The sequence below is a fragment of the Lentzea alba genome (genome assembly GCF_011067745.1).
Taxonomy (GTDB): Bacteria; Actinomycetota; Actinomycetes; order Mycobacteriales; family Pseudonocardiaceae; genus Lentzea; species Lentzea alba.
Window position 1 is genome coordinate 17,165 of sequence record NZ_JAAMPJ010000010.1, and the last position, 21,782, is coordinate 38,946.

At 72.2% G+C, this 21,782-nt stretch carries 1 protein-coding gene (cut by a window edge); it reads left to right on the top strand.

The window, feature by feature from the left end:
- Positions 1-21,772, top strand: the 3' portion of a protein-coding gene (locus G7043_RS31420; protein WP_166051861.1) for a hypothetical protein. Its footprint begins 16,550 nt before the window's first position; only the last 21,772 of its 38,322 coding nucleotides appear in the window; its start codon lies beyond the left edge, outside the window; it ends in the stop codon at positions 21,770-21,772.
- The last annotated feature ends 10 nt before the right edge of the window (positions 21,773-21,782 follow it).

Here is a 21,782-nt window from a genome sequence, read left to right on the forward strand (position 1 = left end):
CGAGGCGCGGGTCGTGCACAACGCGGCGTTCGACGAGCTGGCACCGGGTCCCGTGCGGCTGCCGTCCAAACAGGACTACCTCGACCTGATCGCCACCGGCATCGACGAGCGGAAGCCGGTCTCGTTCGTGGTCACGGCGATCGTCGGCCAGAACACCCTGCACGAGCTGCCCGCCGTGCTGGACGGCATGCTCGCCGGTGCGCGGGACGCCGAGGGCAAGGTCGCGTTCGTCTTCGGCGTGAACGTGAAGGCGGGCGGCGAGGCTGATCTGGCCCGGGCGCTGGAGCAGGCGGCGCCGATCGTGCGGTCGCGTACCGAGCCGGTCGCGTTGGTGCCGTTGGTGTGGGATGGCAAGAAGTTCCCGTATGGCGACATGCGCAACCAGACGATCGACAGCCCGGCCGGCAAGTGGGCGATCGGGGCGATGGTCGCCAAGGGCACGCACCCGTACCTGGCGGCGCAGGACTTCGACGCCGGCTCGCGCGCGGTGCCCTCAGGCGATCACGTGTTCACGCACGTCGCCGGCCTGCTGCGGATGGGTCAACTGGGGGAGCGCGTCGATCCCGGCCGGCCGTTGATGATCAGCGGTGGTTACCGGATCAGTGATCCGGCGCAGTTGGTCCGCGACACCCTGGGCCGGATCGACAAGAGCGAGGCGAAGGCCAAGCAGGAACTGGCCGAGCTGACCCAGAAGGGTGCTACGGCCAAGGACATCACGGCGAAGAAGAACGAGATCGCGGCGCTGGGCAAAGCGCGGACCAAGGTGAACAAGCCCGGGTTCGCGGACGAGTTCGCGCAGTTGATCGACGAGGACATGCGGGCGCGTGACCGCCAGGTCGGTACGCACCCGTTGCTGCCGTACACGCCGGAACCGAACCTGTTCATCGACGGTCTGGCGTTCGTGGCCGACGACACCGTCCGCTTCGGCCACGGTGCCGCCGAGTACACCAACCTCGGCAGGAACATCAACAAGCTGTACGCCGAGGAGCTCACCCGGATCCACGGCGAGGAGTTCCAGCGGCCCAGCGCCGACCCGGACCACCGGGCCGAGGTCGTCGAGCGGGCGCGGGTGGACGCGCTGAACAACCGGCATCCGTTGCGGGGTGAGGCTTTCACGACCGACTTCACCAACGGCGCGATCGAGACCGACCTGTCGCGGCTGGCGGCGGGCTGGGCGACGGACGGCAAGCTGCCGCAGTCGCACCTGGACCTCACGACGGTGGTGAACCGGTTCTTCGGAGCTGCGGACCCGAAGGACGACAAGGCCACCAAGAAGGACACGAGCCTGGCCACGTACCGCAAGGACTTCCCGAAGAAGTCCCACGTGGAGCGTGAACCGCAGACCGCCCGCAGCGGCCCGTGGCAGTGGCGGGCGTCCGGTCCGGACCTGGTTCATCTCGGCGTCCAGGACCACAACACCCTGAACCGGGCGATCTCCGCGCCGCTGTCGGGTGTGCTGGCCGATCTGACGGCGGGCGTGGCGAGCGAGCACAAGACCGTCGCGGCGCACCACCTGGCCACCTCGGATCTCACCACCACCCTGACCAGGGCTTTCGGGTCGATCAAGCACCAGGTCCTGCCGATCGCCCCGTCGCCTGCGCCCGGCAGTCTCTACCGCGCGGTGGACGCGGCCAACGCTGACCGGTTGCGGGCCAAGGTGCTCGACGTGGCGGCGGCTGGTGCCCCGAAGAAGCTCGTGGACAGCGTCGTGTCGTTCGTTCAGAGCCATCCGATCGTGGACTACGGGCATCTGGTCAACTCGTTGGTCCAGCACCACACCCGCGCCGCCGGCCCGAACCTGACCGAGAACACCAGGGCCGGCCACGCCGACGAGCTGGCCGCGCGGTTCATCGCGACCGAGCTCAAGAACGACGTCGTGATCCACCACCCGGATGGCACGACCACCGTGCACGAGCCGTTCACGGGTAAGGGCGGGCGAAAGCCGGTCCACATCACGCACCACGTCGACGAGGACGGCCGTCACACCTTCGAACCCGGCGGTCCGGCGCGCACGCGTCCGGCGCCGCTCGACGACGCGGACCCAGGGCCTTCGCGCACGGTGTTCGACGACGAGTCGTGGCGGCACAGCACGGCCGAGACCGCGGACTGGTTCGCTCCGCGGCCGGATGCGGTGACGCCCGATCAGTGGGCGTCTCGACGCGACGACGCTCACGTCCGCACGGTCGACACCGAGGTCGCCGACGTCACCACCGACAGCACGCCGAGCGACGTGCACGCCTTCACCGGCGTGGTGCGCTACGACGTGCGCCGCATCGAGGCCGCGCCCGGCCAGTGGGTGCGCGACTTCACCGTCAGGGTCCACCTCCGGCCCGGCGCGGGGGTCGACCCGGCCGCGTTGTCCGCCGTGCGCGACAACGCCCGCGCCGGTGTCGACGCGCTGTTCAACGGCGGGCACCGGTTGCCGGGCGGCGACCAGTTCCACGTGTCGCTGGAGTTCGTCGACAACCCCCGCGCGGCGCACACGACGATCGAGGTCGGCGACCACCCCGTCGACCAGACCCACTGGCGGTCCGACGCCGAACCGGCCGTGCTCGCCCACGAGACGTTGCACTACCTGGGCGTACCGGACGAGTACCGCGACGCGTCGCGGGTCTTCCTCGCCAAGGACAGCCGGTCCGGGGTCGTGCCGGACTCGCAGGGTGTGATGGGCACGGGCGTGCTGCGGCCCGACCCCCGGTTGCGGCCCCGGCACCTGTGGATGGTCGAGCGCGTCGCCGACAGCCAGGTCGCTGTGCCGGACACCCCTCTGCACAGCCGTTCGCCGCAGTCGGGTCCCGCGCGGCCGGACTCCGGTCTCGGCGGTGTGGACCAGGACGTGCGTCCCGCGCCCGGTGACGACGCGCGGCCCGCCAAGCGGGCGCGGTTCGGCGACGGGGACCTGGAGTCCGCTGTCGGTGGCGGATGGGGCGGCAGGCGAGCGCGGACCGGCAGCCGGCCGATGGACGACGTCGTGGCACCGCGTCGGGAGGAACCGCCTGTCTCGCAAGAGGTTCAGCCGGGTAAGCGGGCGCGGGACGATGACGCGGAGCCCAGCCGGGGCGAGCCGTCCATCTCGCAGGAGGCTCAGCCGGGCAAGCGGGCGCGAGACGACGTTGCGGAGCCCAACCGGGATGAGCCGTCCACCTCGCACGAGGCGCAACCGAGCAAGCGGGCGCGAGACGATGACGCGGAGCCCAGCCGGGGCGAGCCGTCCACCTCGCACGAGGCGCAACCGAGCAAGCGGGCGCGGCACGACGACTTCGTCTTCGAGGGACCGCAGGTGTCGGTCGCGTCGTTGGACGAGGCAAGCATCGTGCACAACTCGGCGTTCGACGAGTTGGCGCAGGGGCCGGTGCGGATGCCGACCAAGACGGACTACCTCCAGCACCTGGCCGCCAGCGTGGAGGGGAACAAGCCGGTTTCGTTCGTGGTCACCGCGATCCTCGGCCACGCCGCTCTGCGGACCCTGCCCGCGGTGCTGGACGGCATGATGGCCGGCGCGAGGGACGTCGACGGCAAGGTGGCGTTCGTCTTCGGCGTGAACGTCAAGGCGGGCGGCGAAGCCGATCTGGCCCGGTCGATGGAGCAGGCCGCGTCGGTCGCGCACTCGCGCCCTGAGCCGATCGCGTTGGTGCCGTTGGTGTGGAGCGGCAAGAAGTTCCCGTACGGGGACATGCGCAACCAGACGATCGACAGCCCGGCCGGTCGGTACGCGGTCGGCGCGCTGGCGGCCAAGGGCACGCACCCCTACCTGGCCGTCCAGGACTTCGACGAGGGCTCGCGCGCCGTGCCGTCCGGCGACCACGTGTTCACCCACGTCGCCGGCCTGCTGCGGATGGGCGATCCGGCGGAGGGCATCAACCCCGGCCGGCCGTTGATGATCAGTGGTGGCTACCGGATCAGCGATTCGGCGCAGTTGGTGCACGACACCAACGTGCGGATCGACAAGGACGAGGCCAAGGCCAAGCAGGAGCTGGCCGAGTTGCGGGAGAAGGGCGCGCCCGCCAAGGACATCGCGGCGAAGCGCAAGGAGCTTGCGGCGTTGGAGAAGGCGCGGGCCAAGGTGAGGGAGCCCGGGTTCGCGGACGAGTTCGCGCAGTTGATCGACGAGGACATGCGGGCGCGTGATCGTCAGGTCGGTGCGCACCCGTTGCTGCCGTACACGCCGGAACCGAACCTGTTCGTGGACGCCGTCGCGGTGATGGCCGATCCCGGCGTCCGGTTCGGACAGGGCATGGCCGAGTACACCAACCTGGGCAAGACGATCAACAAGCTGTACGCCGAGGAGCTGACCCAGCTTCACGGTGCGGAGCTCAGGCAGTCGCGCGACCGCCAGATGGTGGTCGAGCGGGCGCGGGTGGACGCGCTGAACAACCGGCATCCGTTGCGTGGTGAGGCTTTCACGACCGACTTCGTCAACGGCGCGATCGAGACCGACCTGTCGCGGCTGGCGGCGGGCTGGGCGACGGACGGCAAGCTGCCGCAGTCGCACCTGGACCTGACGACGGTGGTGAACCGGTTCTTCGGTGGCGAGACCTCGCAGGCGGACAAGGCGGCCAAGAAGGACACGAGCCTGTCGGAGTACCGCAAGGGTTTCCCGAAGAAGTCCCACGCGGAGCGCGAACCGCAAGGCGTCAACCGCAAGTGGCCCGTGCCTGCTTCGGACGTGCGTCAGCTCGGCGGTCAGGACCACAACACGCTCAACCGGGCGATCTCCGCGCCGCTGGCCGGAGAGTTCGCATCCCTCACGGCGGGCGTGCCGAGCGGGCACAAGGTCATCGCTGCTCACCACCTGGCCACTTCGGACATCAACACCGCCACGGCCAGGGCGATCGGGTCGCTCAAGAACGAGGTGCTGCCGACCGCGCCGCCGCCCGCACAGGGCAGCCTGTACCGCGCCGCGGCCCCGGCGAACGCTGATCAGTTGCGCACGCGGGTCTTCGACGTCGCCACCGGCGCTCAGCCCAAGATGACCGGCGTGCTCGGCGCGTTCGTCCAGAGCCACCCGATCGAGCACCACGGCCACCTGGTCAACGCACTGATCCAGCACCGAACGCGCATCACCGACGCCGACCCGCGCGAGAACACCAGGGCCGGCAACGCCGACGACCTGGCCGCGCGGTTGATCGCGACCGAGCTCAAGAACGACGTCGTGATCCACCACCCGGACGGCTCGACTACCGTGCACCCGCCGTTCACGGGCAAGAGCGGGCGCAAGCCGGTCCACATCACGCACCACGTCGACGTGGACGGCCGCCACACCTACGAACCCGGCGGGCCCGCGCGCACGCGGCCCGCACCGTCCCGTTCGGACGTGGAGGGCGTTCTCCACGGCGGCGAGTGGCAGGCGCCTCTGCACATGCCGGTGGCTCAGCACGTTTCCGTGACGTCGCTCGGCGGCGTGCGGGCCGACGTGCCGCTGTCCGGGCTCGACACCGAGACCGGGCGGGCGGTGAGCTTCCGGACGTCCGAGGTGCAGATCAACCCGTTGCGGGACAACAACAACCGCGTCGTCGGCGCCACCTTCTGGCAGGACGGCGAGGCCGTTCGCGACGAGAACTGGGTGAACAGCCGGCGGGCCCAGATGTGGCCTGCGAACACGTTCTTCGTGTCCGGGCCCAGCAATGCCCAGGCGGTGGGCATGTGGCTGGGGGACGGCCGGATGGTGTCGGTCGACGGCGCCGGTCTCGCCCGGGTGCTGAACGACGTCGAGTTCTTCCGGTCGGCGGTGGACGCGAACCGGCCGCCGACGTTCGGTCTGCTGATGTCCGAAGCATCCGCTGTGGACGGTCTGGGCGGCCTGGCGGCGGAGTTCCAGGCCACGCTGGCGACCGACTTCGGCTACCGGCAGTCCGCGATCGGCCCGTCGCAGCTGATGGACCGGGCCGCGCTGGACGGCTTCGCCACGCACGACGGCGGTCCCTGGCGCGAGCTCAACGTCAGCCCGGTGGTGCACGACGTCGTGCTGTCGGGCCGCGACCTGCGTGGCGCGCTGGTCTCGTTCCGCACCTCGCAGGTCGACTTGACGCCGATCGAGTACCGCGGATCGGTTATCGGCGCGGTGTTCCTCGACGGACCGCTGCGCGGCCACGACGTGCGGTGGGGAAGTCGCGAACAGGCCGACTACGCCCTGCTCAAGCGCGCCGCGGACGACCCGCGCGGTCCCGGCGGCCCGGACGTCGTGCCCACCCCGTGGCCGAAGAACACCTTCTACATCGCCACGCACGGCTCGCCGCAACAGAATGCCGACGTGCACCTGGTCGACGGCACCGCGCTGCACGTCGACGGCGCCACCCTCGCCCGCCTGCTCGGCGACTTCACGTTCTTCCACAGGGCGATGGAACGCAACCAGGCCGACGCGCTCACGATGATCATCTGCTTCGCGGCGCAGGTGGCCGGGTCCGGTGGTCTCGCGCACGACTTCCAGTCGACGCTGTCGTGGCAGTTCGGCTACCCGCAACCCGTGCACGCGACCACGGACGTGGTCGGCACCGCCGTCTACGAGGACGGGACCTCGGGCACGATCGTGGAGAACGGTGGCGTGTGGCGCCGGTTCCCCGCCGATCGGGTGGAACCCAGCGGTCTGGCCACCGACCCGTTCGGTTCCAGCGGTCTGCCGGCCGATCCGTTCGGTTCCCCAGACGCGTTCGACTCTGCACGGCTTCCTGAGTCCGACGACCTCTTCGCCCCGGCGGGGCTGCCGGACCTGGATGATCTGCTGGGGCCGCAGAGCCCGCGCGACCTCGACAACGCGGCGAATCTGCCTGAGCTGGACGATCTCTTCGACCAGGTGGGCGCGCTTGGGCTCGACGACCCGGTGCGTGGCGCGGGTGACCGTTCTGATGGGTTGAACCTGCCGGATGAGGATGATCTGTTCGGTGGGGCGCCGGTTCGTGGCGCGGGTGACCGTTCCGACGGGTTGAACCTGCCTGACGAGGACGACCTCTTCCACACGACCCGCGACGAGTCCTCGCTGCCGCTCTCCGGCGACACCGGCCTCGACAGCGGACAACACCTGCACAGCCGCTCCGGCCCCGACGTGAGTCCTGCCCACAGTGGCGAGACGCGGAGTCTCTCGCTTGCCCCCACCCCGCAGCACGTCACCGTGGGCTCGCTCGGCGGCGTGATCGCGGACGTCCCGTTGTCCGGCTTCGACACCGCGACCGGGCGGCCGGTCGGTTTCCACACGGCCGACGTGCAGATCAGCCCGCTCGTGAGCGGCAGCCGGATCGTGGGTGCGACCTTCTGGCAGGGCGGCGAGGCCGTTCGCGACGAGAACTGGGTGAACAGCCAGCGGGCGCAGTCGTGGCCGGCGAACACGTTCTTCGTGTCCGGGCCCAGCAACGCCCAGGCGGTGGGCATGTGGCTGGCGGACGGCCGGATGGTGTCGGTCGACGGCCCCAACCTCGCCCGCATGCTGAACGACGTCCAGTTCTTCCGGTCGGCGGTGGACGTCAACCAGCCGCCGACGTTCGGTCTGCTGATGTCGGAAGCGTCCGCTGTGGACGGTCCGGGTGGGCTGGCCGCGGAGTTCCAGGCGACGCTGGCCAACGAGTTCGGTTACCGGCAGTCCGCGATCGGCCCGTCGCAGCCGATGGACCGCGCCGCGCTGGACGGTTTCGCCGCGCACGACGGCGGTCCCTGGCGGGAGCTCCACGTCCGGCCGGTGATCAACGACATCATGCTGGGGGGTATCGACAGAACCGGCGCGCCCGTCACGTTCCGCTCCTCTGAGGTCCTCGTCACGCCGATGGCGCATCGCGGATCGGTCATCGGCGCGATCTTCCTGGAGGGACGCGAACGGAACTTCCAGCTCAAGTGGGGAAGCCGCGACAAGGACGAGTACGCCCTCCTCGACCGCGCCGCCGACGACCCGCGCGGCCCCGGCGACCCGGACGCCGTGCCCACCCCGTGGCCGCAGAACTCCTTCTACGTCACCACGCACGGCACGCCGCAGCGAACCGCCACGGTGAACCTGGTCGACGGCAACCTGGTGCACATCGACGGCGACTCCTTCGCCCGCCTGGTGGGCGACCTCGCGTTCTTCCACACCGCGATGGCGCGCAACCAGGCGGAAGCGCTCGCGCTGCTGGTCTGCTACTCGGCTCTGGACGACGGCCCCGGCGGTCTCGCGCACGACTTCCAGGCGACGATGTCGTGGCAGTTCGGCTACTCGCAGCCGGTTCACGGGGCGACGGAGGAGGTCGTCGCGCATCTGCGCGAGGAGGGGACGTCCGGCACGAGCGTGGCCAGGGGCGGCGTGTGGCGCCAGTTCCCCATCCGCACCCCGCGTCCGGGTGCACTGCCCGCCGACCCGTTCGGCTCCGAGGGTCTGCGCGACTCCGACGACCACGCCGGGCTTCCCGATTCCGACGACCTCTTCGATCCGGCGGGTCTGGTGGATCTGGATGATCTGCTGGGGCCTGAGGGTGGCGACGTCCGGCGGCAGGTGGACGACGACGCCGATCCGGGGCGGCTTCCCGATCTGGACGACCTCATCGGACGGGTGGATGGGCTTGATCTCGATCGCCGGGCGGGTTCGGAGGACGCTGCCGATCCGGTGAACCTGCCGGACGAGGACGACCTGTTCGGTTCGGTGAGTCCTCGACGTGCTGGTGACGACTTCGATCCGGTGAACCTGCCGGATGGGGACGATCTGTTCGGCGGGGCGCCTGTCCGGGACGCGGGTGACCGTTCGGACGGGCTGAACCTCCCCGACGAGGACGACCTCTTCGCCTCCTTCGGCAACCACACCTGGCTGTCGCACTCCGGCGGCGCCGGTCTCGACGGCGGACAGCGGCTCGCGCTCGGCCACCCGGCCGCACCGGAACTGGGCGCCCGGTTCGACACCGCCCTCGCACAGGCGGAACCGGTGCGACTGACCGGCGCCGACCTGCTCGCGGTGCCTGGCAACGGCGACCTCGCCCGCACGTTGCACGCGACGTTCCAGGAGTCCGCGTTGCTCGACGGTGCGGACTCCAGCCGTGGCCGGTCCACCGGAGCGCGGACCGCACCATCCACTTCGGACAGCACGCGGACACCCGACGCGCACGGCCCCGTGTTCGATCGCTCCGGTACCTGGACGCCGGCGGACGTGCGGCTCGCCGGAGAGCGCCCGGTCGTCCGGCGGCCCGCGCTCAACCCCGCCGACGTGCTGTCGACGCCGCTGGAGCACAACGGCCGGACGATCGGCGTGTCGTTCCAGACCGGGGAGGGCCTCGTCCAGGCCAAGGCCTGGGCGCGGGGTGACGGCAAGGACATCTCGGAACTGCTCGATCGCGGTGTGATCAGCGAGGCCACCGCCGGGAGCCGGCGTCGCCGGGTGAGTTCTCCGTGGTCCGACAACGTGTTCTACGTGCACGGTCCCGGCACGCGGGACCGCATGGAACTGACCCTGAGCGACGGTCGTGGCGTCAGCGTGGACGGTGCTCGCCTTGCCGTGGTGCTGCACGAGTCCGAGACGTTCCGCCGGGCGATCGTCCCCGGTGGGCGCCTCGGCCAGGAGATCGTGCTGCTCGCGTCCCACACCGGCGCACGCCGTTCCGAGGGACTGGCACACGACTTCCAGCGGGCGATGGCGGACTTCTTCGACTTCGACCGCCCGGTGCTGGCACCGAGCCATGGCCTGGAACTGGTGCACACCAGCGCCAGCCGGTACAGCGGAACGGCCGTGCACGACGGCGGAGCCTGGCGTGTCTACCCGGACGTCGGCGTCGTGGCGACGGGACGCACACCTGGCGGGCAACGGGTCTGGTTCCGCAGGGACGCTCTCACCACGACGGAGCTGACCCGTGGCGACGCCGTCGTCGGCCTGACCTTCCGCAGCGAGGCCGATCCGGTGGCGCGGCAGTGGGCGGAGCAGGAGCGCACGGGTGACGCCGGCGCGGAGGCCTCCTGGCCGCAGCGGTCGTTCTTCGTCGACGCCCCCGGCGGCGCGGACCACGTCGCCGTGCTGGTGGGCGGGCGGCCGGTGCGGCTCGACGGGCACCAGTTCGCCGCACTGATCGGGGCTTCGGAGCAGTGGCGTCGCGCGGCGGCTGACCGGCACGTCGAGTCCGTGGTGTTGCTGGTGTCCGAGAGCGGACGCGGCACCGGGCCGGACGGTCTCGCGCACGACTTCCATCGGACCCTCGCCGGGCAGTTCGGTTTCCGCGGCCGGGTGCACGCGCCCGTCGCCGCCACCCGCGGCGAGGGCGGCTGGCGCGCGGTGCCCGCCGACGTGGTGCAGGGAACGACGCTGCAGGGCCTCGACATGCGGACCGGCCGGCCGGTGTCGTTCGGGTCGTGGGAGGTCCGCACGACCGAGATGCGCCGCGGTGGCCAGGTGCTGGGTCTCGCGTTCACGGTGGCCGGGGACCGGCAGGTGGATCTCCAGATCTCCGGCCAGCGGCACACGGGCGAGACGCACAGGTACCCGGAGGGAGTGACGACCTGGGCGCAGCGCCGGCAGAACCCGCGCGACGACGTGCTGACCTCGCCGTGGCCCGACACCTCGTTCCTGATCAGCACGCACGGTCAGGCCACCTCGGTCGAACTGAACCTCCGCAGCGGTCGTCAGCTGGCGGTCACCGGCGCGACCTTCGCCCGAGTCGCTCACGATCTGAGCGTGTTCCGCGACGCGCTCGGCAGCACTCGGACCGACGCGATCACCATGCTCGTGTGCTACGCGGCCGCGGTCGCCGACTCGGGCGGTGTCGCGCGGGACTTCCAGCGGGTGCTGGGAGATCTCGGCTACCGGCAGCCCGTGGTCGCGGGCAGCCGCACGGTCTTCCTGTTCCCCGACGGTCAGGCCGGTCGGTGGGACACTGGCATGACCGACGGTGGCCTGTGGCGGTCGTTCTCGTCGGGACCGGCTCGGGTGCTGGTGCAGGAGACCCAGACCGGGCAGTGGCGGCTCACCGGGCCGGACGACGTGCGGGCCCACGCGGTCAGCATCGAGGGCACGCCGGTCGCCGTGACATACCGGATGCACGATGCGGCGGCGGTGGCCCGCCTGCAGCAGACCGTCAAGCGAATGCTGCGCGATCCTTCCACCCGCGACACGTTCCTCGTCGACGCTCACATCGCCGACGACGAGCGGTTCGTCGTGCGGACCGGCGACCACCGGCCCGTCCTCGTGGACGCGGGCACGCTGGCCAGGATGGTGTCGACGTCCATCCCGTTCACGCAGCTCATGTCGGGACCGGACCAGCCGGGCCGCTTCGAGATGCTGGTGGACCGGCGCGGATCGGCGGGTCGTCGCACGTTCCTGCGTGCGCTGGAGGACTTCGCGCACAACCGCGACGCCCACGAGGCGCCGTACGTCGGCCCCGATCACCGGCGCGTCCTGGAGGCGGAGGCCGGGTTGCCGCCGCGTCCTCCGCGCACCGCGCCGCCCGCCGATCTGGGGGCGCCGAGCACGAGCAGGTCGCTGGAGCACGACGGCGGGACCGAAGAGTCCACTTCGGACGGTGTGGCGGACGACGACTCGGCGACGACGAAGAAGCTCAGGGCGTGGTTCGACCAGGCCGACGAGAAGTCGGCCGCGGAGCTCACCGGCAGGACCGCCACCGGCGAGGGAACGCGCGCTGACGCGGACGTTCTGCCGGGTGACGACCAGACTGCGGCCCGCGCGCCGGAAGCAGACGTCACGCTCGACCAGACGCGCTCGGCGGGCCGGCGGGCGTGGGTGCCCGGCGAGAACCGGCTGACGTCGATGAGGCGGCGGCTCGGGGCCCTGATGGCGCACCGCGCGGACGCCGTGGCAGGCGTCGAGATCACCGGTCACCACGAGACCCGTGGCGAGGTCACGTTCCGCTCGGCTGACGTCCGGGTTCGGCCGCTGGTCAGCGACGGTCGCACGGTGGGTGTCACGTTCAACGTGGACGACGCCCGCAAGCAGGACCGCGCCGCCGTGCGGGAGCGGTACAGCGGGGAGACCGAGTACCACGACGCTCCTGGCGATGCGGGTCGCACGGAACGGGCCCCCTTCCCGCGTGACACCTTCTTCGTCTCCGCCACCGCGGCCGGCGAACGGGTCGAGGTGCACCTCGCCGGCCGTGGCCGGGTGACGCTCGACGGACACAACCTCGCGACACTGGTCAGCGACCTGCGGAGCTTCCGCGGCGCCGGTGAGACGGCCGGCGCGCTCGCGCTCGTCGTCCGCGAGGCCGGGCTGCGCGACGAGCCCGGCGGCACGGCGCACGACTTCCAGCGCGCCCTCGACGGGTTCGGTCACCGTGCCCCGGTCGTCGCGGCCACTGGAGATGTCGCGCTGCGCGCCGACTCCGGGACCTGGCGCACGGCGGTCACGGCAGGACAGTGGCGTGCCTTCTCCTCTGGTTCGGCGCGGGTGCTGGGCCGGGACGTGTACGCACGCGAGTGGCACGGTATCGACGTGTCCGATGTGGACCATGCGCCGCTGGTGCGCCGGGGTGAGCCGGTCGGCATGACCTTCCGCTCCGGCGGCGAGCGGGCGGCAGGTTCGTGGCACACGCCTGGATCGTTCGCGGTCGACGCACCCTCCACTTCGGACGGTCACTTCCGCGTGCGGACCGCCGGCGGAGAGCACGTGCTGCTCGACGGCCGCGCGCTCAGCCGGGTGATCACCGCGTCCGAGCTGTTCCAACGGGTCGGCAGCATGCCCCTGGAGCTGTTCCACGACGTGCACGACCACGGGATCACGGTCGACCGCACCGGCTTCGCGGCGGTAGGCGATCTGCGCGTGGCCGCGCCACATCCGTCCGCTCGGCGGCTGGGCTTCGATCCCGCCGACGTGCTGTCCGCGCCGCTGAAGCACCGCGGCCGGACCATCGGCGTGACGTTCCAGACGGGCATGGGCCGCACCGAGGCGGAAACCTGGGCCGGCGGTGACGGCAAGGGCTTCACGGACGTGCTCGACCCTGGTGAGCACAGCGAGTTCGACGCCGGCGACGCGCGCCGCTACCTGAGCTCGCCGTGGTCGGAGCAGGCGTTCTTCGTGCACGCCGACAGCACGTCGGGCCAGGTCGAGCTGACGCTGCGCGGCGGCAGGAAGGTCACCGTGGACGGCGCGGGCCTGGCCGAGGTGCTCGCCAAGTCGGAGCCGTTCCAGCGGGCCCATGCCGGTGGCGAGATCGTGTTGCTGTCCTCGCACGCCGGTGAGGGTCCGGCGCACGACTTCCAGCGGGCGCTGGCGGACCTGCACGGCGTCGACCGTCCCGTGCTGGCTCCCTCGACCGGACTGGAGCTGGTCCACAAGCGCGCCGGGAAGTACAGCACGACGTCCGTGCACGACGGCGGCACGTGGCGGGTCTTCCCGGAACTGGACGTCCCGGTGGCGGGCCGGACGGCCGACGGGCGGAACCTGTGGTTCCGGCCGGACTCGGTCGCCCTGACGGAGCTGACCCGTGGCGGTGACGTCGTCGGGATGTCGTTGCGCAGCGAGGTCGACCCAGCGGCGGTGAGTGGCCCGCCTCGGTCGTTCTTCGTCGACGCGCCCGGCAGCGGTGATCACGTGGTCGCGCTGGTGGACGGGCAGGAGGTCCGGCTCGACGGCCGTCAGCTGGGCTCGCTCGTGGCGCGGTCGCAGCAGTGGCGCCAGGCGGTGGCCGACCACCACGCCGAGTCCGTGGTGCTGCTGACGTCCGGAAGCGGCCGCCTGGCCGACGACTTCCACCAGGTGCTGGCCCAGCAGTTCGGCTACCGCGGTGCGGTGCGCTTCCCGGCCGAGGGCGGGTGGCGTCAGGCACCCAGCCACGTGGTGGAGGGTGTCGAGCTGACCGGCCGCAACCCGCGGACCGGCGAGCCGGTGACCTTCCGGTCCTGGGAGGCGAGGACGGCCGACCTGCGGCACGACGGCAGGCCGATCGGCGTTTCGTTCGGCGTGGCCCAGTGGCGGCAGCTGGCACAGCGAGCCGCTGAGCACACCCACGAGGGCGTGACCTACCGGTTCCCGGAAGGCGCGCACAGCAGGATGCAGGCGGGCTCGCGCCAAGAGCGGTTCACCGCGCCGTGGCCGGACAACTCCTTCCTCGTCAGCACGCACGGAACGCCTGCCGGGCTGGAGGTGCACCTCAACGACGGCACGAGGCTGTGGGTCTCCGGCGCGACCGCCGGGCGGCTCACGCACGACCTGCGGGTGTTCCGCGAGGTGGCCGGGCGGGACGAGGCCGACGCGATCGCCATGCTGGTGTGCTGGGCGGGTTCGGCCGCCCAGCCCGGCGGACTCGCCAGGGACTTCCAGCGGGTGCTCGGCGGGCTCGGGTACCGGCAGCCGGTGGTCGCGGCGAGCCGCGAGGTGGTTCTGCGTGACCACACCGAGCAGGGCACCTGGGACACGAGCGTCGTGGACGGCGGCTTCTGGCGGTCGTTCGCCTCGGGACCTGCCCGCGTGCTGGCCCAGGACGTCGAGACGGGCCAGTGGCGGCAGCTCGGCCCCGACGAGGTGCAGACCCGGCCGCTGGTCGTCGAGGGCAGGACGGTCGGCACGACGTTCCGGTCGGCGGACGAGACCGCGGTGGTCCCGGACGGCGCACAGGACAAGTTCCTGGTCGACGCCCAGATGCAGCCGGACGACCGGTTCGTGGTGCGCACCAACGACAACCGGGCCGTTCAGGTCGATGCCGGCACGCTGGCCAGGCTGGTGGCCGAGGTCCCGGCGTTCCACCGGGCGGTGTCGGGCGCACAACGGTTCGAGCTGCTGGCGGACCGGCCGGACTCGGTCGGGCGGCGCAGCTTCCTGAGCGTGCTGACGGACTTCGCGGCCGGTGATCGCGGTGCCGTCGACGTGGTCGATCCGGTCACCAGGGCGCGCGTGGAGACGGCGGCGGGGTACCGGCATGGTGATGACGCCGGGACTTCCGGGCAGGAGGGTGTGTTCGGCCCGTCCACCGGAACCGGACCGTCCACTTCGGATGTTCCGCCGGACGCCTCGCCCGACGCTTCGCCGGACGCCTCGCTCGACGGCGATCCGGAGGTCGGACGCAGGCTCGGCGCGTGGCTCGACGAGGCCGAGAACTGGTCGGTCGGCAGGCTGACCGGGTGGACCGACTCGGGCGAGGTGCGGCACTTCACCGCGGACGACGTGCGGGTGCGTCCACTGACCAAGCGCGGCCGCACGCTCGGACTGGCGTTCGAGACGGGCTCCGAGCTCAAGCACACCCAGCGCTGGGCGGCGGCCCCGCGGGCGAACCAGGCTGTCACCAAGATCCGCCCGGACGGGGCGGGCGGGGCGCAGCGCGTCCGGTCGCCGTGGACCGAGGACGGGTTCTTCGTCTCGGCACCGGGTTCCGCCGACCGGTTCGAGGTGCGGCTGGCCGACGGCACGCGCGTCTCCGTGGACGGCCGGAACTTCGCCCGGCTCGTCGGGTCACTCGACGCGTTCCGCTCGACGGTCGCGCCGGACGCGCGCACGTCCGTCACGTTGCTGACGGCCGATTCCGGCGCTGGTGAACGTGGTGCGGCAGCGAGCTTCCAGCAGACGCTCGCCGGGGAGTTCGGTCACCGCCAGCCGGTCGTGGCGGCGACCAGCGACGTGCACCTGAAGGCACCGCTGATCGGCCGCCGCGGGCGGGTCACGCTCGGCCGCGGCGGTGAGTGGCGGGTGTTCTCCACCCGGGACGCCGACCTGCTCGGGCTGCACGAGGGCACGCCTCGGGTGTTCGCCGCGACCGAGGTGGCGACGGCGCCGGTGCGCGCGGACGGCCACACCGTGGGTGTGTCGTTCCGGCCGGAGCACACCCCCGAACCGCTGCCGACCGGGCAGGAAGGCTTGCCCGCCAAGGCGTTCCAGGTTGATGCGGGTGTGTCCGGCAACCGGTTCGAGGTCACCCTCGCCGACGGCCGCACGGTCGCGGTCGACGGGCGCACGCTCGCCCGGCTGACCGCCGAGTCGCAGCCGTTCCGGGACGCGGCGGACGCGCACCACGTGCAGGCGGTCGCGCTGCCCAGCGGACGGGACGCCGGCGGGTTCGGCGCCGCGCTGACCCACCTGACGAGGGACGACCGGCCGGTGGTCAGCCCGGAGGCGGCCGGTGGCTGGCAGCGGACCGGCGGGCGGGCACCACTGTCCGGTGTGGACGGTGCGGGCCGGGTGCACTGGTTCGCTCCTGCCGACGTGCGGTCGCGGCCGCTGGACACCGATGGCCGCGCTGTCGGCGTTACCTTCCGCGACGAGCCCGGTGCGCCGGTGACCGTCACGTCATCGCACGGCTCCGTGGCGCACGTCGACGTCGATGCCAGTGCCACGCACTTCGCCGTGCGCCTGACCGATGGCACCGAGGTCACCGTGGACGGCGGCACGCTCGCACGCGCCGTTGCCGGGTCGCCGCTGCTGCACTCGGCTGACGTGATCGCACTGCCCGGTGCGGCGGGCGCGCTGGACGGTCGCGGTGCCGCGCACGACTTCGAGCGGGCGCTGTCCGAGGCGGCCGGTCGCGACCTGACGGTGGCCGCCCAGGACGCGGCGGGCCGGTGGCGGGTGCTCGGCGACCGGACCGACTCGGTGATCGGTCACGACGCGCACGCCGGTGTTCCCCACCTGTTCACCGTCGGAGACGTGCGTGCGAATCCGTTGCGGCAGGGCGACACGACCGTCGGTGTCTCCTTCCACGAGGACGGCCAGCAGCAGGTGCGGAACCTGCCGGACGAGACCGGTGTGCCGGTCGCCGTGAGGGCGATCCCAGGCTGGTTCGAGGTCGACCTCGCGGACGGTCGCCGGGTAGGCCTGCCCGGCGCGGAGTTCGCCACCGTGGTGGCCGGGTCGGAGCTCTTCCGCGCGGCGCTGGGCAACCGCGAGGGCGCGATCACCCTGCTCGCCTCCGGAGCGGGCGATCCCGCCGGACGCGGTGGTGCCGCCCACGACTTCCAGTCCGCGCTCGCCGGTCGTCTGGGCATCGACCGCCCGGTCGCCGCGCCGGCCGGACCCGTCGACCTGAAGGGCTTCCTGGGCGGTGGCGCGCCGGTCGAGACCGTGACCGAACCGGCCGGCTCCGCCTGGCGGACGTTCCCGCTGGAGCGGGCGGGCGGCGAACCGGTGCGCGGCTTCGACACCGGCCTGAACTGGCACACCTTCGAGGTCGGTGACGTGGACGCGCACTCGCTGGTCCGCGACGGCCGGGTCGTCGGTGTCTACTTCGACAGCCCCGGCATCCTCACGGTCGACGACCCGGCGCAGCGGCTCGCCGCCGCCCGGACGTGGGCCGAGCAGGCCGACCACGGCCAGGTGCACTTCCTGCCGGAGGGACATGAGTCCATCGCGGACGTCGAGGCGGCCGGGCTCCACAGCGAACCGAGCCGCGCGCCGTGGCCGGACGACACGTTCTTCGTCGTCGCCCACACCTTCAACGACAGCAAGCGCGGTCAGGGCGGCTTCCGGGTGCGGCTGCACAACGGCACCGAGATTTTCCTGCAGGGCAACGCGTTCGCGGATCTGGTGCAGCGCACGGACGCGTTCCAGAGCCGGTTCCGGGACGGCGACAGCCCCGAGTCGATCGCGCTGCTCGCCTGCTACGCCGCGCAGGGCCGTGGTCCCGGCATGCCCGCGCTGGACTTCCAGCACGCGCTGGCGAACGTCTTCGGGCACCGGCAGCCGGTGGGAGCGCCGAACACCAGCCTCGGCGTCGGCCGGCACACCACGGTCGCCGACGGCGGCGGCTGGCACACGTTCTCCACTGGTCCGGCCGATCTGCTCGGTTGGGACGTCACCGGCCGGCCGACGCTGTTCTCCGCCGCTGACGTGCGGGCGAAGGTGCTGACCGAGGGCGATCACCGCGTGGGCGTGTCGTTCACCGGCGAGACCGGTGGGACGGCCTCCCGCACGTGGCCGGAGGGCGCGCTCGGCGTCGAGGTCGCCGGTGCGGGCGACCGGTTCCAGGTCACCCTGGCCGACGGCAGGCGGCTGACCGTCGAGCCGAGCTCGCTCGCGAAGGTGATGATCCACTCGCGGCGGTACTGGGACGCCGCGGGCAGCGAGATGCCGACGGCGCTGACGCTGCACTCGTCGGTCGCCGGCGGTGCGGCCCGCCGCTTCGAGGAGGCGCTCGCCCGCGACTTCGGCCATGCGGAGCCGACCCTTGTGCGGCGGGACGGTCACTGGGAGACGGTGGTTCCCGACGCCGACCGGCTCGCAGGCACCGACGCGGACGGCCGGACCCGGCTGTTCACGTCCGACGAGGTGGAGATCCACTCCGCTGGGCACGCCGGGATCTCCTTCACGGGCCAGGTCACCCGGTCCACCGGCACGGATGTCCCGATCACCGTGGACGCCACGGCCGACCGCTTCCACGCACGGCTGAGCGACGGCTCCACGGTGTCGTTGTCGGGCACCACCCTGGCCGAGCTGGTGGGCCGCTCGGGGCTGGTGGACGCGACGCACGCCGAACGGTTCGTGCTGCGCACGTCCCCGGACGCAACGGGGATCGCCGCCGACTTCCAGCGCGCGCTCGCCGACCAGTTCGGGTTCTGGCAGCCGGTCGTCGTCGGCACCCGCGAGCTCGCCACGCTGCCGCAGCCGTTGCGCGGCTTCGACGGTGAGCGCGTGCAGCGGTTCCAGGCCGCTGAGGTGGAGATGGGCGTCCTGCGGCACCAGGGCCGCACCATCGGCGTGAGCTTCCTGCCGGGACAGCGCCAGACGATCGCGGGGGAGTGGGCCGCGGCGCCGGCCGGGCACGAGTCGCTGGTCACGCCGGACGGTACGACGCGTGCGCCGTGGGGCGAGAGGACGTTCTTCATCGACGTCTTCGGCACCGAGCACGCGGCGGTGATCAGGTTGAGCGGCAACCGCGTGGTCGAGCTGAACGCCACCGCGTTCGCCGACCTGGTGCACCGCTCGGAACCGTTGCGCGAGGCGCTGAACGGCTCGGCCGCCATCGCGTTGCTCGCGTCCGAGGTCGGGCGCTTGGACGGACGCGGCGGCTTCGCGCACGACTTCCAGCGTGCGCTGGCCGAGCGGTTCGACGGAGACCGCCCGGTGTTCGCCACCCGTGGCGAGGTCGACCTGAGCGTCGCCCCCGACGGGTCGCGCGCGGTGACGACGGTGTCCAGTGCCGCTGCCTGGCAGCGGTTCGGCGGTTCCGAGTCGGTGACGATGGGCGGCGTGCGTCCGCTGCCGTCGGTGGTGACGCGCAAGCTCGGCGCGTTGTTCGGCCGTGGCGGTGCCAAGGCGGTCGACCGGATCATGGCCGAGGGCCGTGACGTGGTGACCGACGAGGACGTCCGGTTCAGGTCGTCGCAGGTGCGGGCGTACGCGTTGGAGCACGGCGGCCGAACGATCGGCATGACCTTCGACGTGGGCCCGGAGCGGCGGATCCAGCGTGACTGGGCGCGGGCGACCGACCCGGCGATGTCCGACGGCGCGCGGGCGCCGTGGGCTCGCAACACGTTCTTCGTGGCGGGTCACGCGGAGGCCGGCGAGGTGCACCTCACGCTGTCGTCGGGGCAGCGGGTCGCCGTCGACGGCCCGACGCTCGCGCAGGTCACGCGCGACCTGAAGCTGTTCCGCGACGCGGTCACGCGCACCGGCCCGGACTCGCTGGCGTTGCTGATCTGCGACGCCGCGGTGGTGGGCCGCCGTTCCGGGCTCGCCCGCGACTTCGAACAGGCCCTGGCCGGGGAGTTCGGCAGGCCGGTGTTCGCACCGACCACGCAGGTCCGGTTGAGCGCGGAGGGGCGGACCTCGGTGCTCGGCGGTGGCACGTGGAAGGCGTTCTCGTCGGCACCGGATGCGTTGCTGGGCACGGATGTCCGCACCGGTGAGCGGCGATTCGTCGACGCGGGCGAGGTTCAGCGCCGGCCGCTGGTCGTGGACGGTCGCGAGGCCGGGATGTCGTTCCGCGACGAGTCGGCGGCCGAGTCGTCCGCCGCGGGCGGGTCGCGCGGCCGGCCCGTGGTCGGGGACGGCACGTCGGAGCGGGGTGAGCGAGCGTTCAGGTCGTCCGCCGCCGACGAGTTCCAGGTCGACGTCGACGCCACGGCGACGCACTTCGGCCTGCGGATGGCCGACGGCGCCCAGGTGTCGGTCGACGGCGCGACGTTCGCGCGGGTGCTCGGCCGGGCCGGGCTCCTGCCCCAGACGACCGCGCTGGTCCTGCCCGACTCCCGTGCTGGTGTGCTGGCGCGCGAGGGCGGTGCGGCACACGACTTCCAGCACGTGCTGGCGACCGAGTTCGGCCACCGGGCACCGGTGGTGGCCGGTGACGGTGCCGGTGGCCATCGGATGTTCCCGGACACGGCACCCCAGGCAGGTCCGGCGCGTGCCGACGCCGTGACGCTCGCGGGTGGTCTGCGGCCCGAGGACGTGTACTGGCGTCCGCTGGAGCACGACGATCGGGTCATCGGGGTGAGCATCGCGCACCGCAACGAGGTGTCCTGGACGCAGGGCTGGGCGGTGTACCCCGGCCGGGACCAGGTGTTCGAGCTGCCCGGCGGGCACGAGCGGCCCGAGTCGGCACAGGCCGCGGGTCAGCCGCTGATCGTGCACTCCGCGCCGTGGCCGGAGAACACGTTCTTCGTGAACCTGCACAGCAACGGCCGTGACTTCGGGATGTTCGACCTCAACGACCGGCCGCACACCATCACCGGTGCGCAGCTGGCCGGTCTGCTGACGCAGCTTGAGCCGTTCCGTGCCCGCTTCCGCGGTCCGGACGCGCCCGAGGCGCTGGCGCTGCTCGCGTGCTTCAGCGCGACGACGACCCGTGCGGAAGGCGCGGCGCACTCGTTCCAGACGGCACTGGCCTCGCTCGGCTACCAGCAGCCGGTGCTCGGCGCCACCCGCAAGGTGTGGGCCGCACCGGAACGCCACCCGGTCACGGGCAGGTACACGGCGGCCGTGATGGCGGGCACGGGCAACCAGTGGCGCGGGTTCTCCGGCGGTGCCGCCCACGTGCTCGGCCAGGACGTCATGGGTGCGGTGCACGCGTTCGATCCGGCCGACGTACGCTCGCGTGCGGTGAGTGGCGGTGTGTCCTTTGTGGATTCGACCGTTGCTTCGGTTGTGCCGCAGGGCGCGGTCGCGGTGCACGTTCAGCCGGCCGGTGACGGGTTCGCGGTCACCCTGGCCGACGGACGGCCGATGACCGTGGACAGCAGGGCGTTCGCCGCGGTGCTCGCGGCCTCCCAGACCTTCCGTGACGTCACGCGGCACGGTGAGCAGCCGTTGCTGCTGCTTCCCGCCGCCGCGGGCGATCGGGCGGCCGACGTCCGGGACGCGTTGGCGCGCTCGTTCGGCCACACCGGACGGGTCGAGCTGGACTCGCACGCCGTCACGGCACCGCGGCCGGCGGACGTGGTGATCGATCAGACCGGCTGGGAACCCGACCGGTACGTCACCGCGGGCGCCGGGCAGCGTCCTGCCTTCGCGTTCGACGGCGACGGGGTGCTCCCGTTGCCGCACGACCCGGTGGGCGTGTCGTTCCGCTCCGAGGACTCCCCGGTGGTCGACGACGGCCTGCCGGTGGTGGGCAGCACGAGCGGGTTGCTGCGGGCGCTGGTGCTCCAGGCGATCCAGCTGGAGGTGGGGAGCCTCTTCGGCCGGGACGGGCACGTCGTGGCGTCCGCCCTGACCGGGCAACCCGGCCAGGGCGACGCGGCGGAGGAGCTGGAGCGTGAGCTGGCGCGGTGGCTGGGAGTGCACACCCAGGAGCCGGGCTGGCGTCGCTTCGCCGCGCCGGACGAGGTGCCGGCCGAACCGGTCGTGCTCGTGGTACCGGGTGTCACCGGCCACGACTCGGTGAATGATTCCCCTCAGGCTGACGACACGCCGCCTGCGCGTGCGAAAAGCCTTCGCGAGTTCCTTAATAGTGAGCAGGGCCGATGAAGTTGCGCGC